The organism is Ruegeria sp. BA12 (genome assembly GCF_056539625.1).
Window position 1 is genome coordinate 227052 of the sequence record NZ_JBQFVF010000004.1, and the last position, 14496, is coordinate 241547.

At 58.8% G+C, this 14496-nt stretch carries 14 protein-coding genes; 8 read left to right on the top strand and 6 right to left on the bottom strand.

Annotated features, from left to right (window positions below; genetic code table 11):
* The first annotated feature begins 73 nt into the window (after positions 1-73).
* Positions 74-577: a potassium channel family protein gene (locus ACR0B0_RS10605; protein WP_170349735.1), complete on the top strand. Its 504-nt coding sequence runs from the start codon at positions 74-76 to the stop codon at positions 575-577.
* 4 nt (positions 578-581) lie between these two features.
* On the opposite strand, the gene ACR0B0_RS10610 is transcribed toward ACR0B0_RS10605, so the two are convergent.
* On the bottom strand, positions 582-911 hold the full coding sequence (locus tag ACR0B0_RS10610) for a hypothetical protein (RefSeq protein WP_170360821.1): 330 nt from the start codon (positions 909-911) through the stop codon (positions 582-584).
* 182 nt (positions 912-1093) lie between these two features.
* On the opposite strand from ACR0B0_RS10610, the gene betB reads away from it, so the two are divergent.
* The 3 genes from betB (at position 1094) to ACR0B0_RS10625 (ending at position 6476) form a co-directional block, all read left to right on the top strand.
* Entirely contained in the window at positions 1094-2548 is a 1455-nt protein-coding gene (gene betB, locus ACR0B0_RS10615) for a betaine-aldehyde dehydrogenase (RefSeq protein WP_480647705.1), read from the top strand.
* 146 nt (positions 2549-2694) lie between these two features.
* Complete coding sequence (locus tag ACR0B0_RS10620; protein ID WP_480647707.1) at positions 2695-5136, top strand: GcvT family protein; 2442 nt, start codon at positions 2695-2697, stop codon at positions 5134-5136.
* Positions 5133-6476 carry an MmgE/PrpD family protein gene (locus tag ACR0B0_RS10625; RefSeq protein ID WP_480647709.1) on the top strand — a complete coding sequence of 448 codons (1344 nt, stop codon included), beginning with the start codon at positions 5133-5135 and terminating at the stop codon, positions 6474-6476. The genes ACR0B0_RS10620 and ACR0B0_RS10625 overlap by 4 nt, the downstream gene beginning before the upstream one ends.
* A 65-nt stretch (positions 6477-6541) precedes the next feature.
* On the opposite strand, the gene ACR0B0_RS10630 is transcribed toward ACR0B0_RS10625, so the two are convergent.
* The 5 genes from ACR0B0_RS10630 to ACR0B0_RS10650 are packed head-to-tail and all read right to left on the bottom strand — an operon-like array spanning position 6542 to position 11176.
* Entirely contained in the window at positions 6542-8686 is a 2145-nt protein-coding gene (locus ACR0B0_RS10630) for a hypothetical protein (RefSeq protein ID WP_480647710.1), read from the bottom strand.
* On the bottom strand, positions 8683-9552 hold the full coding sequence (gene motA, locus ACR0B0_RS10635; protein WP_480647712.1) for a flagellar motor stator protein MotA: 870 nt from the start codon (positions 9550-9552) through the stop codon (positions 8683-8685). The genes ACR0B0_RS10630 and motA overlap by 4 nt, the downstream gene beginning before the upstream one ends.
* Before the next feature lie 38 nt (positions 9553-9590).
* Positions 9591-10166: a MotE family protein gene (locus ACR0B0_RS10640; protein WP_170410821.1), complete on the bottom strand. Its 576-nt coding sequence runs from the start codon at positions 10164-10166 to the stop codon at positions 9591-9593.
* On the bottom strand, positions 10163-10669 hold the full coding sequence (locus tag ACR0B0_RS10645) for a hypothetical protein (RefSeq protein WP_480647715.1): 507 nt from the start codon (positions 10667-10669) through the stop codon (positions 10163-10165). The genes ACR0B0_RS10640 and ACR0B0_RS10645 overlap by 4 nt, the downstream gene beginning before the upstream one ends.
* Positions 10670-10678: 9 nt before the next feature.
* Positions 10679-11176, bottom strand: coding sequence for a flagellar basal body-associated FliL family protein (locus ACR0B0_RS10650; protein ID WP_480647717.1), 498 nt, complete (start codon positions 11174-11176; stop codon positions 10679-10681).
* 119 nt (positions 11177-11295) lie between these two features.
* On the opposite strand from ACR0B0_RS10650, the gene fliF reads away from it, so the two are divergent.
* The 4 genes from fliF to fliP are packed head-to-tail and all read left to right on the top strand — an operon-like array spanning position 11296 to position 14492.
* Entirely contained in the window at positions 11296-12885 is a 1590-nt protein-coding gene (fliF, locus tag ACR0B0_RS10655; RefSeq protein WP_480647719.1) for a flagellar basal-body MS-ring/collar protein FliF, read from the top strand.
* Entirely contained in the window at positions 12885-13481 is a 597-nt protein-coding gene (locus ACR0B0_RS10660) for a FliH/SctL family protein (RefSeq protein ID WP_170349746.1), read from the top strand. The genes fliF and ACR0B0_RS10660 overlap by 1 nt, the downstream gene beginning before the upstream one ends.
* Complete coding sequence (locus ACR0B0_RS10665; RefSeq protein ID WP_170549993.1) at positions 13474-13761, top strand: FliM/FliN family flagellar motor switch protein; 288 nt, start codon at positions 13474-13476, stop codon at positions 13759-13761. Before ACR0B0_RS10660 ends, ACR0B0_RS10665 begins: the two co-directional genes overlap by 8 nt.
* Positions 13761-14492, top strand: coding sequence for a flagellar type III secretion system pore protein FliP (fliP, locus tag ACR0B0_RS10670; RefSeq protein WP_480647721.1), 732 nt, complete (start codon positions 13761-13763; stop codon positions 14490-14492). The genes ACR0B0_RS10665 and fliP overlap by 1 nt, the downstream gene beginning before the upstream one ends.
* Positions 14493-14496: the final 4 nt, after the last annotated feature.

Sequence of the window (14496 nt, forward strand, 5' to 3'; positions counted from 1 at the left end):
CTCTGATAAATAAGGTTGCAGGCGCGGGTCGGAATGTCGATCATTGAACCTGCATCACCGTATCGGAGGTTTAATGCACCGCGACCCGACAACTCTGGATGAGTGGAAATCGACCTTGGTCGCGGCCCTGGGTCTGGTGGTCGTCAGCTTTGTTGCCTGGTATGGCCTGTCGCGGCTGAGCGAGACCACTGCTGGCGACAAAATAGGGACTGCAACAACCGTAGGGTTGACGATCTGGCTGGTGTCGCAGACCTGGTACTACATGACCCAGGTGAAATCCCCAAAGCGCCAACTGTTGCTGATGGGGATATCCTTTATTCAGGTCGTGCCTTTCTTGTTCGCAGCCGTTTACGGCTCGTTCGGGTATAACGATCTGTGTGTGGTCGGGGCCAAAGGGCCGTCAGACGTTTTGTATTTCTCATATGTCACATTCACGACGGTTGGGTTCGGAGACCTGCATCCCGCAGGCCTGTGCCGCGGGCTGGCCGTGGCTGAGGCGATCACTGGGTATATCCTGCTGGGCCTGTTCGTAGCGGCGGCCGTGGGCATTTACGCGCGCGGACACAGCCAGAATTGAACGGTCACTTGTTGTGGTCGATCCACTGGGACATTGCGTATTTGTCGCGAAAACACTCAGACGGGATTGGCCTGCGTTTGCTGCGCGAAATCCGTTCGGCAAAGGCGACCTGCTTGCCTGTGGGATAATTGGCAAAAGGTGACGGATCGTGTGGTTTATGTGCCGAAATCCAGGCTGACATTGATCGGCGGTCACGTTGTGCTTCGACCGGGATTTCCAGCGCCGACTGTTCCGCAATAGCGCGGGCAAAGCGCATCTGCCGGTCCGTGACGGGCAGCAGGTGATAGTCGTTTGTCGGGCCGCTTGGGGCGGAATTTCGCAAGTTCTGGGTCATCGGATGTTCCCCTGACTATGTAGAACATAAATGGAACATTAGCTTTTAATTTCAAGAGAGGGGGCTGCGACTCGGCGGGATATTGCCTGTTACGGCTTTTATTGACTGACCAATCAATAAAAGCTAAATCCGCGGATAACGCTCTTTGCCCGACGCGGGTGCAATCAAGAAAAGGACGCGGCATGAAGTTTCAGCCCAAGGCCAGCCATTTCATCAATGGCGAATATGTCGAAGACACAAATGGCGCCCCCATCGACGTCATCTACCCGGCCACTGGCGAGGTCATCGCGCGGCTGCATTCCGCCACGCCAGAGATTGTAAATCAGGCTCTAAACAGCGCCAATGCGGCGCAAGCGGAATGGGCCGCGATGTCCGGAACTGAACGTGGCCGGGTTCTGCGCCGCGCCGCCGATATCATGCGTGAGCGTAATCGTGAGCTGTCGATCCTCGAAACCCACGACACCGGAAAACCGCTGCAAGAGACCCTGGTGGCCGATGCAACCAGTGGCGCCGATGCGCTGGAATATTTCGGTGGGCTGACGGCGTCGCTGACGGGTGAGCATATCCCGCTGGGCGGTGGCGATTTCATCTACACCATCCGCGAGGCGCTGGGTGTCTGCGTCGGAATCGGTGCGTGGAACTATCCGACCCAGATCGCTTGCTGGAAGGGTGCCCCTGCGCTGGCCTGCGGCAACACGATGGTGTTCAAACCCTCTGAGACCACGCCCCTGTCGGCCTTGAAGGTGGCCGAGATTCTGATCGAAGCCGGCGCGCCCAAAGGCGTCTACAACGTGGTGCAGGGCTATGGCGATGTAGGTGCGTCACTGGTGACCGACCCGCGCGTGGCCAAGGTATCGCTGACCGGGTCCGTTCCGACGGGCCGCAAGGTCTATGCCGCCGCGGCGGATGGCATGAAACACGTGACCATGGAATTGGGTGGCAAGTCCCCAATGATCGTGTTCGATGACGCCGATATCGAAAACGCCGTATCGGGTGCGATTTTGGGCAATTTCTATTCCTCAGGTCAGGTCTGTTCCAACGGCACCCGCGTGTTCGTGCAGAAAGGCATCAAAGAGACCTTCCTGAACCGTCTGTCCGAACGTCTGGCAACGGCGAAAATCGGCGATCCGCTGGATGAAGAGGTCAATTTCGGCCCCATGGTCAGCGAAAACCAGATGAACATCGCGCTGGGTTATATCGAAAAGGGCAAGGCCGAGGGCGCACGGCTGGTCTTTGGCGGTGAGCGCATCGAAGGTGACGGGTTCTATATGCAGCCTACTGTTTTTGCCGATGTCACCGATGATATGACCATCGCGCGCGAAGAAATCTTTGGCCCGGTCATGTCGGTGCTGGATTTCGACACCGAGGAAGAGGTACTGGCCCGCGCCAACGACACAGAATTCGGCTTGGCCGCCGGTGTGTTCACCAACGACCTGACCCGCGCCCACCGCATTGTGGCCGGGTTCGAGGCGGGCACCTGCTATATCAACACCTACAACCTTGCTCCGGTCGAGGCACCGTTTGGCGGGTCGAAAATGTCGGGTGTCGGACGTGAGAATTCGAAACTGGCGATCAACCATTTCAGCGAGATGAAGACGGTTTATGTCTCAATGAACGATGTCGAGGCACCGTATTAACTCATCTCTGCGTGAAAATTATTCATACCGAGAATACTCTGTTCCCGACATTTCGCGTCGGGAACAGAGCATAAGCCACCTTTGACCTGTGGCTGACTTTCCTGACAGGGTGCGGTTCATGCGCCCGCCAGCAGGAGGTCACACCCATGAAAACCCACGCCCAGGCCGTTGTGATCGGAGGAGGCCTTGTCGGCTGCTCGATCCTTTATCATCTGGCCAAGCTCGGCTGGACCGACGCGGTGCTGCTGGAGCGGGATGAGTTGACCTCGGGTTCGACCTGGCATGCGGCGGCGAATATTCATGGGCTGCACGACAACAACAACATCACCCGCATCCAGCATTATACGATGAACCTGTATAAAGAGCTGGAAAAGGAAACCGGACAGGGCTGCGGCGTGTTCCAGTCGGGCTCGCTGTATCTGGCGCAGACCGAGGACCGCGAACACCAGCTGCGCCTGCAAGAGGCCAAGGCAAAATTCTACGGCCTGAACTTCTATGAGATCAGCTGCGAACAGGCGATGGAACTGCATCCGCTGGCGCAGTTCGACGATATCCGCTGTATCATGTTTGAACCCGATGGCGGCAACGTCGATCCGTCGGGTGTGACTCACGCCTACGCCGCAGGGGCGCGCGCGATGGGGGCAACGATTGAGCGGTTTTGCCCTGTAATAGGGACTGAACAGAAATCTGATGGCTCGTGGATCGTGCGCACCGAAAAGGGTGATATCCACACGCAGTGGGTGGTCAATGCCGGGGGTCTGTGGGGGCGAGAAGTCGCGGCGCTGGCCGGGATCGAACTGCCGCTGCAACCGACCGAGCACCAGTATTTCGTGACCGAGGCGATTGACGAGGTTGCGGAACTGGGCCGTCGCCTGCCCTCGATCGCCGATCGGGATGGTGAGTATTATTTCCGTCAGGAAGGAAACGGCCTGCTGATCGGAGCCTATGAGAAAGACATGCGGTTCTGGGCCGAAAACGGCACGCCGCTGGACTTCGCCCATGACCTCTTCCCCGACGATCTGGACCGGATCATGGAAAACGTGATCCGCGCCACCGAACGTGTGCCGGTAGCGGCAACGGCCGGGGTCAAACGGGTGATCAACGGCCCGATGATCTGGTCGCCGGACAGCAACGCGATCTGGGGGCCGGTGCCAGAACTGAAGAACTATTTCTGCTGTACCGGTATCATCCCCGGCTTCTCGCAATCCGGTGGCCTCGGGCTGTTGGCGGCGCAATGGATGGTCGAGGGCGAGCCGCAATATGACATGTTCGCCTGGGATCTGGCGCGGTTCGGCGACTGGGCCGATAAGAAATTCACCAAGGCCAAGGTGGAGGATGTCTATACCCACCGTTTTGCCATCCATTTCCCGAATGAGGAACGCAGCGCTGGCCGTCCGGCCCGTGTGCGCCCGGCTTATGAAATGCAAAAGCAGATGGGTTGTGTGTTCGGCCTGAACTGTGGCTGGGAACACCCCTTGTGGTTCGCCGATCAGCCCGGTGCGACCGAAACCAACGGCTTCACCCGCCAGAACTGGTGGGAGCCAGTTGGCCGCGAAGTGCAGATGCTGCGCGATCATGTGGGCGTCATCGATATCTCGAACTTTGCCAATTACGTGGTCAAAGGGCCGGGCGCGTATGACTGGCTGGATCGTCTGGTGGCCAATCAGGTGCCGACTGCAGTGGGACGGTCCTGCCTGACGCCACTGATCTCGGTTCGCGGTGGCGTGGCCGGTGATTTCACCATCACCAAAGTGGCCGAGGACGAATACATGATGATCGGCTCTGGCATGGCGGAACGCTATCATCAGCGCTTTTTCAACATGGTCGATCTGCCCGAAGGCACCACGTTCGAGGTTGCCACCAATCGGATTGCGGGCTTCAACGTGGCCGGTCCAAAATCGCGCGATCTGCTGCAACGGCTGACCAACGCAGACCTTTCGAACGAGGCGTTCCGCTTTATGCGGTCCCAGACCATCGAAGTGGCCGGGGTGACCTGTCTGGCCATCCGCGTTTCGTTCACCGGTGATCTGGGGTGGGAGCTACACTGCGCCGAATCCGATCAAATCAGGCTCTATTCCGCGCTTTTGAACGCGGCGAAAGAGTTGAACGGTGGCCCGGTTGGCGGTCGCGCGTTGGGATCGCTGCGCATCGAAAAAGGCTACGGCTCGTGGGGACGGGAGTATTCTCAGGAATACTGGCCGCAAGAGGTCGGGTTGGCCGGCCTGATCAAACTGGACAAGGATTTCCTGAACAAAGACGCCTATCTGTCCATCAAAGATAATTCTGCCCGCGAAGTGCTTTCGATCTTTGAGGTTGATGCCGTTGACGCTGATGCCACCGGAGGTGAGCCGATATTCATGCCCGATGGTACGCCTGTAGGCCGGGTGACCTCGGGTGCCTATGGCTATTCGGTGGGCAAGTCCCTGGCCATTGGGTATGCCGACCCCAAGGTGGCCGGCCCCGGCGATACGGTCGAAATCTACATTCTGGGCAAGCCGCACAGCGCCAGAATCCTCTCGGAACCGCCATTCGATCCCAAAGGTCTCAAATTGCGTGATATTCAGCCGGTCGTCGAAGGCGTCTCATGACCGGAACTTTCGCCCGCGTCGCAGATTTTGCCCTGAACCGATCTGCCGATCAGATGCCCGACAGCGCCAAGGAAGCGGCTGCGCTGATGATGCTGGATACGATGGGCATCCTGATCGCCTCTGGCCCGATGGAGGCCGGGGTGATCGCACGCGACACGGCGGCCCTGCTCTATGGCAGCTCTGATCCGGACTACAGCGCCCGGATGATGTTCGACGGGCGTCCGGTCAGCATGGCCGGGGCGGCTTATGCGGCGGCGACCCAGACGGATAACCTGGATGGGCATGACGGCTATAACCCGACTAAGGGGCATATTGGTGTCGTGGTTTTGCCCGCACTGATCGCCATGGCCGCCCATCGCCCGGATCTGACGGGCCCCGAAGCACTGGCGACGGTGATCACCGGCTATGAAATTGCCGGGCGCGCGGGGTTGTCGCTGCATGCCTCGGTCAGTGACTACCATACGTCAGGTGCATGGAACGCGTTGGGTGTGGTCGCGATGGCCGCCCGTCTGCGCGGTCATTCGCTGGATCAGATGCGGCAGGCGATGGGTATCGCCGAATATCACGGTCCCCGCAGTCAGATGATGCGCGAGATTGCCAACCCCACGATGCTGCATGACGGATCGGGTTGGGGTGCGCTTGTCGGAGTTTCAGCCGCTATTCTGGCCGAACGTGGCTTTACCGGTGCCCCCGCCATCACGATCGAGGCAGAAATCGCCGCGCCTCATTGGGCCGATCTAGGCCAGTTTTGGCAGGTCGAGCATCAATACGTGAAACCCTACCCAATCTGCCGTTGGGCCCATGCCGCAATCGACGGTGTCCGGGCGGTAATGCGGGACAATGACCTGTCTCATGCGCAAATCCGGTCTATTCAGATCAACTCATTCCATCAGGGTGCTTGCCTGTATGCCGGAATGCCCGGCACGACCTCTCAGGCACAGTATTCGTTGCCTTTCGCGGTGGCCGTGCAGGCGCTTTACGGTCGGATCGGGGTCGAGCATATTTCCGGTTCCGGTCTTTCTGACCCGGCAGTGGCCGCGCTGATACCCCGTATTCACGTGGCCGAGAGTGATCGTCACAATGCCCGCTTCCCCGAGGGGCGTTGGGCCGATGTCAGTGTCGAAACCACGGATGGGCAGATTTTCGACTCTGGAGATGTCCACGCCCGAGGCGGTCCTGAGGTCCCCATCAGCCGCGAAGAAGTGATCACCAAGTACTTGGAATTCGCAACGCCAGTCATCGGCCCGACCCGGGCTGCGGCAATTCGGGATGCAATTTTGGGATGGGTCGCGCCGGACTCTCGGATGTCTGACTTGTCTCCGTTGATATTTGATCCTTAGAAAATGTGTCGTTTACGTCGCGCGTGTCGACAAACATCAGGAAAGTGTCCGGGTTAGAGCCGTATTCACGGCTGACTCAATATGGCAAACAACTCCGCAATCCTGTTGCGGGTTTCCACGCTGTCCCTCAATAGGTTCTCCGCGTCGGCCAGGGGCGTTTCAGGAAGTCGGGCCGGTACGGCTGTTAGACCTTGGGATGTCTGGACGACCTGATCGAATTTGGTGTGATTTTCCAAATTCACTTGCTCTGGTAGATCGGCCAACCAGAACAAGCGGTTTGCTTCATCCTCACGACCTGAGTTGCGCATCAGATCACCCGCCGCCGCAAAATCCTCTGCTGCAATCAGGGCTTCAGTCCACAGCATAATCGCTGCGTCCGTCTGATCATCGGCCAGTTCCAGCATCGCTTGATGCGGACGCTGATCCAATAGCGCGGCTTTGGCCCGCAGACGGGCACGCTCACCCCGCCTCAGCCTGTCCTGAGGACGCTTTGCTAGTGCGTATGCATGTCGTGAAAACCCAAGCTTTGCCAGTCGGTCAGCAACGGCAATGGCTGTGTCGGTTGTCAGATTTTGAGAATGCTTATGTGACAAGATCAGGACGCGGCGCAAAAAGGTCGCATCATCGGCGCGTTCGGTCAGGATAAGCACCGCACGGTTCAGAGCGTCCGCGGATTCCGCATCCTCTGACAGCTCTGCCGCCAAATCCAGAGAGGCATCGAATTCCTGACTCAGGCTTAGCGCGAACATATGGGTTTGTTTCATCAGGGGGCCGATGTCAGAACGGCGAAACTCAATCGTGTAGGATTCCGCCAGAGCCAGTTCCTGAGGAGAGATTGCGCCACGTTCCAGCCAACGTTTGTCGACCAGTCGGGCCAGTGCCAACGGCGCCTCAAGCGTGGCGTCTGACGCTTCGATCGCTTCAGTCAGCAAGACTTCGGTCCGGGGGGCGTCACCTTCGGCCGCTGCAACCTTGGCCTTTGCCTGCGCGACATTTGCGCTGGTTTGCGTCTTGACGCGACCGACCGAGCGCAAGATCCGCCGGGCGGCTTCTAACTCGTCCCCTTCTACCAGAATGTCCGACAAGGCCGGGCCGACATGGCGCCGCAGATGGTCCGGTAAGCGGGCAAAAGACTGTTCGATAGCCGTTAGATTGGCGTCGCCTTGCAAGTTGCCTTCACTCAGCGCTGCCCACAAAGCCGCATCGCCCTCGCAACGCTGCAAGCCCTGGAACGGATTGTCTTCGATCAGCGGCCCATCATCCAGAACACGGGCAATGGCCGCGATGTGTTCGGTTTCCAAAGATCGCTCGTCCAGCAGGTCCAACGCCCGGATCGCTTCGGCGCCAAACCCGGAATGCGCGTACAGTTTCGCCAGTTTCAGCGCGCTCTCTTTGTCGATGGTATCGAATTCTTGGTACAGTTCTGATCGAAGCTGCGCGGCTTGTTCTGGAAACGGACGCTCGTCAGACCAACGGTCAAAAGCCAGCTCGGCGCTGGATACGCAGGGTGGGCGCCGTTCCACTTTTGGAACATCCGGACCCAAAAGCCCGTTCAAACCGTCCAAAACCGAAGTCACTTGAACATTCAATTCAACATCGGCTGGCAAAAATACGCTTTGATTCCCGTTGGATGCGCGTGGCCCCACCGGCGCAATGTTCAGATCAATGATTCCGCGGTCCGCCCCCTGCAGCAGCCGGGTCGAAAGCTGGTCTTCGAATCCGTTCGCGTTGAGGTTCAACAGCGGCAGGGCCAGTGCATCAATGGTCTGCTCCGGGCCTGTCGTTTTGATTTCTTTTGGGGTTTTGGGCAGGACCGGGGCCGGAATATCACTGGTGAGCGGCGGCAGGAAGGTGCCGGGTGCGATATCAATCACAATCATCGTACTTTTGAAAAGAAAGGCTGAAGCGACACAATCGCAACCGAACTCCAGTTCCAGTGCACCGCCTGGTTCGGCCTGCGAAATCGCGGCAAGTCGGTTTTGCGTCAGGCGTTGGAAGACGGTGCCGGTTCGGTATGTCACATCCTTCAGCGCGACGTTCAGGCGTGCGCCGTTTTTTGTCTGTTTCAGAACCCAATCGGTGTCTTGAGGCACTTTAACCACCAATCTGGTATAACCTTCATGCTCACCCGAGCGCACCGTCAGATCTTGCGCTGCGGCTCCGCTGGCCCCGGAGATGAACGCCGAGAATAAGAATGCAAACCGGGTCATGCGGCTGCCTGTTTGAGTTCTTTCAACGCTTCTTCCAACTCGGTGAAATCAGGGCGGTTGTGGGTTGGGGTGTTCTGACGCCCAACCTCAATGCACATGGCGGCGTTGTGGTTGTGCAGATTGGCGACCAACACTTCTTTGATCAGCTGGTAGAAGTGGTTGTCTTCTTCGACGACAGCTTTCAGTTTGCCCGCGAAAGGTCCGACCAGACCATAAGCCAGAAACACCCCAAGAAAGGTCCCCACCAGGGCGCCTCCGATCAATTTACCCAGCACTTCGGGGGGCTGGTCAATCGAACCCATCGTCTTGATCACGCCAAGAACCGCCGCAACGATGCCCAAGGCGGGTAGGCCATCCGCAACCGTCTGCAAGGCGTGGCTGGAATGCATGGCATGGTGGAAGTTCGCCTCCATCCGCTTTTCAAGAACTTCTTCCACCTGATGCGGATCATCATAGTTCATCGAGGCGGCGCGCATCGTATCGCAGATCAGGCCAACGGCCTCTTTATCTGCCTGAATTTTCGGGTAAGCCGAAAACAGAGATGAATTTTCCGGGTCTTCGATATGTTGTTCCACCTCGACCGGGTTGGCCTTGGCAATACGGATCAGCGAGAACAGCAGGCACAGCAGGTCGCAGTAGTCCTCAGGTTTCCATTTTGGTCCTTTGAACACTTTGCCCATGTCTTTGAGGGTGTGTTTGACGGCGCTCATGTCATTGCTGATCAGGAAAGCGCCAACAGCGGCACCGCCGATCATCATCATCTCAAAAGGAAGCGATTTCAAAATGATGGTCATTTTGCCGCCCGCAGCCAGATAACCGCCGAACACCATGGCGAAAATGACGACAATTCCGATTATTCCGATCATGGGTGATCTCCAGCAAAATCCTGTGCGGGGTTAGAGTTTTATTCCTGTGGGGCGGCGGCGTTGCGGCCTGCCATTATGACGCTGATGGTATAGGCGGCTTCGGGGCGCAGACCGGCCAGAACACCAGCAGCCGCATCGGGTGGCATGCGAGACAGGAATCCGGCGGCAAAGCTTGGGTCCATCGTCTCAAACAACGCTGCGGCGTCCTTGGGTTTCATGCTTTGATAGACATCCGTCAGGCGCGTCAGATCGGTCTCGGCAGCTTTTTCGGCAATGGCGAGCGTCGCGCGCAGGGCTTCTTCGGCCTCTTGCAGGGCAACCAGTCGCATCTCGATCGCCTGATCGGCGATGGCCAATGCCTTTTCCTTGTCAAGCGCTGCTGCCTCGCGCTTTTTCAGCGCTTCTTCCCGGCGCAGCAGTTCGGTCAGCAGGACCTGTGCGCCGGGCAGATCGGCCTGTGCGTGTTTGACTTTGGGGGCATAAGGTTCGGCAGTTTTTGCCAACGCTGGTCCTGCTTCCAGCCCAAGACGAATCGCGGCAGACCCGATCATCAGCAAAGAGATGACCGCCAGCACGCCACCTTTTGGGCGCCTATCGGCTTTCCGGCGAGTCATGATGCGGCCTCACCCTGAGAGCGATCGTGGCGGAAGAACATCAAGCCGCCCGGCCGCTTGGCCGGTTCTGGGGCGGTCGCGTCCTTTTTTGGCTTTTCGGGTGCTTCGATCGTTTCAGCGACTTCATCTGACTCAGCCACGGCGGATTCCGCCTGTTCCTCGGGTGCGGCGCTGATATCTTCTTCGGGGTCGGTCGACTGGTCCGGTTTGTCTTGCGATGGAACGACGTCGTGCATCGAAGCCATCATCAGCTCTAACCGCTGCGCCACCGATTCGGCCCGCTGCGTCAGCTCTTTCAATTCCGCACCGGACTGGTCCGAGGCTGCTCGTGCGGCACCCAGGGATTTCTTAAGCTCATCCGCCTGGGTCGACAGAACAGCAACCGCGCCGCCCACGCCTTTTTCCAGATCGGTGAAGCGTTTCAGCCGTCGGGACAGCACGAAACAATACAGACCCGCACCCAGCGCGCCGGCGACCAGCAAAATATCTGCAATCAGCTCCAATTTCGCCTCCTAGTTCAAAACGAATTCCATCACGAGAACGTCGCGCACGCGGCCTTCTCCGACGACGATTTCAATGCGGCGCAGCAGATGGCCGCGGATGCGCATCAGGGCCAAAGAATCTTCAAGGTCCGAGACTTCGACCGCGCGTAGATACCCGTTCAGGATGTCCATGATTCGGGGTTTCATCTTTTCGACATCGGCGGCGTATTCGCTGTTTACCTCAAGCTGAGCGTGAAATTTCAGATGCCGCGAATCGCCTGCGTTCACCGACACGATCACCGGCGGCAGATCGATGAATCCCACTTGCGGCAGGGCCTTTACAGCCTTGCCCTTATCCGTTTCCTTGACGTCTTCCATTGCGGGCTTGCCACCAAAAGGAAGCAACCCGGAGGTGGTCAGGAAATAGCCACCAGCCGCCCCGGCCACGGCCAGAATCACCCCTATGATCATCCCTTTTTTCCCAGATTTTTTTGGTACTTCTGCCTGTTCTGCAGTCGCGTCAGTCATGACGTCCTCATTTGTCCGTTCTGCAATCGTCATAACCCGGCAGGGACTAACCGATTGTTAAGGGCAATCGTTCAAACAAGGGATGCGCCGGGCAGAATGTCGGCGAGTCGGAGGTGATCGTGCAGCAGATCGGAACTGTCTGGGCAAGTTTGGACAGGCGTAAACAAATCATCGTCGCCGGTGCAGTAGTGCTGGTTTTTCTTGGGGTTCTTGCGATGTCGCGACTGGTCACGGCGCCGTCGATGACCTTGCTTTATGCCGGGCTGGAAAGTGGCGCGGCGGGGGATGTCGTCCGCTCGCTGGATCAGCGCGGGGTGCCTTATGAGATTCGGGGCGGCTCGATCTACGTGCCCGGATCACAGCGAGATGAGCTGCGCATGACACTCGCCAGCGAGGGGATGCCCGCCAACGGCAATCAAGGCTATGAGCTGCTGGATTCACTTAGCGGGTTTGGCACCACCTCGCAGATGTTCGATGCCGCCTATTGGCGCGCAAAAGAAGGTGAGCTGGCCCGAACCATCGTTGGCAGCCCTCATGTCAGCCAGGCACGGGTTCATATTGCCAACGGATCGAACAACCCGTTTCAGCGCAGCGTGGCGCCGACGGCCTCGGTCTATCTGGTGCCGTCAGGGGCGCAGATCACATCCGATCAGGCCAAGGCGATCCGGTTTCTTGTGGCGTCTGCCGTCAGTGGTCTGGCGCCTGAGAATGTCACCGTGGTCGATTCGAACGGGGCGGTGATCGGCGCGCAGGAGACCGCAGTCGCTGCGGATACGGCAGATGACAAGGCGCGCCAGTTGCGCGAGCGTGTGATGCGATTGGTCGAGGCGCGCGTCGGCACGGGCAATGCTGTGGTTGAGGTCAGCGTCGACACCGTGACCAAGACCGAAACCATCCGCGAACGCCGTTTTGACCCCAATGGCCGCGTTGCCATCAGCACTGATGTCGAGGAACGCTCGGACAGCGCCCGCAATCAATCCGCCGATGTCACCGTGGCGTCGAACCTGCCGGATGGCGATGGCGCGGGTGGGGACGAATCGAATTCGAACGCGACGCAGACGCGGGAACGGGTGAATTACGAGGTCTCGGAAACCGAATTCGAAGTCCACAATGCCCCCGGTGCGATCAAGCGTCTGACGGTTGCGGTTCTGGTCAACGGCACACGGTCCGTGGATGCGACCGGAGTCGAGACATTTGAGCCGATGCCCGAAACCGAGATGGAGGCCTTGAAGGAGCTTGTGGCCTCGGCCGTGGGGTTCGACGCCGAACGTGGGGACGTCATCACCCTGAAATCGCTGGACCTGCCGGTGGTAGAGCCGCAGGGCACATTGGCAGCGGCCTCGATCTGGCAAAAGGTTCATTTCGACGCGATGTCGCTGATCCAGATGGCAGTGTTGGCGATTGTCTCGCTGGTGCTTGGGCTCTTCGTGATCCGTCCCATCCTGACTCAACCGGCGATGGCCCCGGCCTTGCTGCCCGCCGGGGCACCTCCTGAGCCCGAGGCCATTCTGACCGGCGAGATAGCGACTGACGAAAACGGACAATTTAGCGCGCTGCCGGGCCAGACTGCCGCTGGCGACGTCCCGGCGCTGGCCGCGCAGGCGGGCGCTGATCCGGTCGACCGGTTGCGGGCTATGATCGGCGATAAACAGGAAGAGACCGTCGAGATCCTGCGCAGCTGGCTTGAAGAAGGTGAGGAGCGTGTCTGATGTCGATTGCTCATCTTCTTGAGGATTTCACGCTGCAAGCCGGGGGTGGCAAGCTGCACCTGCTGGACGAGGACGCGCTGGAGGAACAGCGGCTGGCAGCGTTCGAGCAAGGCTATAGCGCCGGTTGGGAAGACGCGCTTCAGGCGCAAGAACAAAGCCGAGGTCAGGTCTCGGACGGGCTGGCCAGATCGTTGGAGGATATGTCCTTTACTTATCATGAGGCTGTCACCCGCATGACATTGTCGCTGGACCCGATGTTCCAAAGCCTGGTGGACACTGTCCTGCCCGAAACGCTGGATCGCGGTTTTGCTGTCCGGTTGGCCGAACAGCTGACCGAAATGGCGCGGGAACAGATTGGCCAGCCGATGCAAATCTTCGTGCCCAAGGGCCGCGCGGCTGGGGTAGAGGCCCTGCTGCCGCAGGAACTGTCCTCACCCACTCGCGTGATCGAAGACCCCTCGTTAGAGCCAGGACAGGCCCGGTTGCAGGTCGGTACAACCCAGCGTGAGGTGGATTGCAGCGGTCTGCTCGCCGCGGTCGCGGGGGCATTTGACGCATATGTATTTGAGGCAAAAGAGGCAGTGAACCATGAATGATCCCCAAACTCCGAAACCCGAAAAAGCCAATCCGTTCGAGGCGGTTCCGATTGAGGTTACGGTTTCGGTCGGGCGTGCGCGCCCGCTGATCCGCGACCTGCTGAACATGGGTGAGAACGCCGTGCTGACGCTGGACAAGCGGATCGAGGACCCGGTCGACCTGTATGTCGGAGACCAACTGGTCGCCCGCGGCCTGCTGGAAGAGATGGAGGGCGATCAGGTCGGGCAGCTTGCTGTGCGCCTGACAGAGATTGCGGATTTGCAGAACGGGATCGGTTGATGCGGGCTCTGCTTTGGTTGGTTGTTGCGCTGGCGACACTGTCCCCGTCTCTGGCTGCGGCGCAAGAGCTGTCGCTGTCATTGGGCGAGGGGGGGTCGATCTCGGCGCGGACCATCCAGCTGATCCTTTTGATCACGATCCTCAGCCTGGCACCCGGGCTGGCGATCATGGTCACCTGTTTTCCGTTTCTGATCACCGTTCTGGCCATTCTGCGTCAAGGGATCGGATTGCAGCAATCGCCACCGAACATGCTGATCGTCAGCCTGGCGATGTTCCTGACTTATTTCATCATGGAGCCTGTATTTTCCGAGGCCTGGGCCACCGGTATTCGACCGATGGTCGAAGAAACCATGGCGGTTGAACCCGCGTTGCAGATTGCCATTCAGCCCTTCCGAGCCTTTATGGCCGCGCGGCTGGACCCGGATACGTTTCACGCGATGGCGGCCTTGCGACCAGGCGGTGACGCTATCGCCCTGACGCCCGAGGCGCCGCTGTCGATCCTGATGCCGTCCTTCATGCTGTCCGAGATTGCACGCGCCTTTCAGATCGGCTTTCTGATTTTCCTGCCATTTCTGATCATTGATCTGGTTGTGGCGGCGGTGCTGATGTCGATGGGAATGATGATGGTGCCGCCTGCGACGGTATCGCTGCCATTCAAGCTGGCGTTTTTTGTTATTGCGGATGGATGGTCTCTGATCGCTGGGGCGTTGGTGCGCAGCTATATGACATGAGGTA

Excerpts from the sequence above, each read along its gene's own strand:
- ACR0B0_RS10660 (WP_170349746.1), top strand. The coding sequence starts at position 12,885 with ATGTCGATTGCTCATCTTCTTGAGGATTTCACGCTGCAAGCCGGGGGT.
- ACR0B0_RS10650 (WP_480647717.1), bottom strand. The coding sequence starts at position 11,176 with ATGACTGACGCGACTGCAGAACAGGCAGAAGTACCAAAAAAATCTGGG.
- ACR0B0_RS10620 (WP_480647707.1), top strand. The coding sequence starts at position 2,695 with ATGAAAACCCACGCCCAGGCCGTTGTGATCGGAGGAGGCCTTGTCGGC.
- ACR0B0_RS10625 (WP_480647709.1), top strand. The coding sequence starts at position 5,133 with ATGACCGGAACTTTCGCCCGCGTCGCAGATTTTGCCCTGAACCGATCT.
- ACR0B0_RS10640 (WP_170410821.1), bottom strand. The coding sequence starts at position 10,166 with ATGACTCGCCGGAAAGCCGATAGGCGCCCAAAAGGTGGCGTGCTGGCG.
- ACR0B0_RS10630 (WP_480647710.1), bottom strand. The coding sequence starts at position 8,686 with ATGACCCGGTTTGCATTCTTATTCTCGGCGTTCATCTCCGGGGCCAGC.
- ACR0B0_RS10605 (WP_170349735.1), top strand. The coding sequence starts at position 74 with ATGCACCGCGACCCGACAACTCTGGATGAGTGGAAATCGACCTTGGTC.
- fliP (WP_480647721.1), top strand. The coding sequence starts at position 13,761 with ATGCGGGCTCTGCTTTGGTTGGTTGTTGCGCTGGCGACACTGTCCCCG.
- motA (WP_480647712.1), bottom strand. The coding sequence starts at position 9,552 with ATGATCGGAATAATCGGAATTGTCGTCATTTTCGCCATGGTGTTCGGC.
- betB (WP_480647705.1), top strand. The coding sequence starts at position 1,094 with ATGAAGTTTCAGCCCAAGGCCAGCCATTTCATCAATGGCGAATATGTC.
- ACR0B0_RS10610 (WP_170360821.1), bottom strand. The coding sequence starts at position 911 with ATGACCCAGAACTTGCGAAATTCCGCCCCAAGCGGCCCGACAAACGAC.
- ACR0B0_RS10665 (WP_170549993.1), top strand. The coding sequence starts at position 13,474 with ATGAATGATCCCCAAACTCCGAAACCCGAAAAAGCCAATCCGTTCGAG.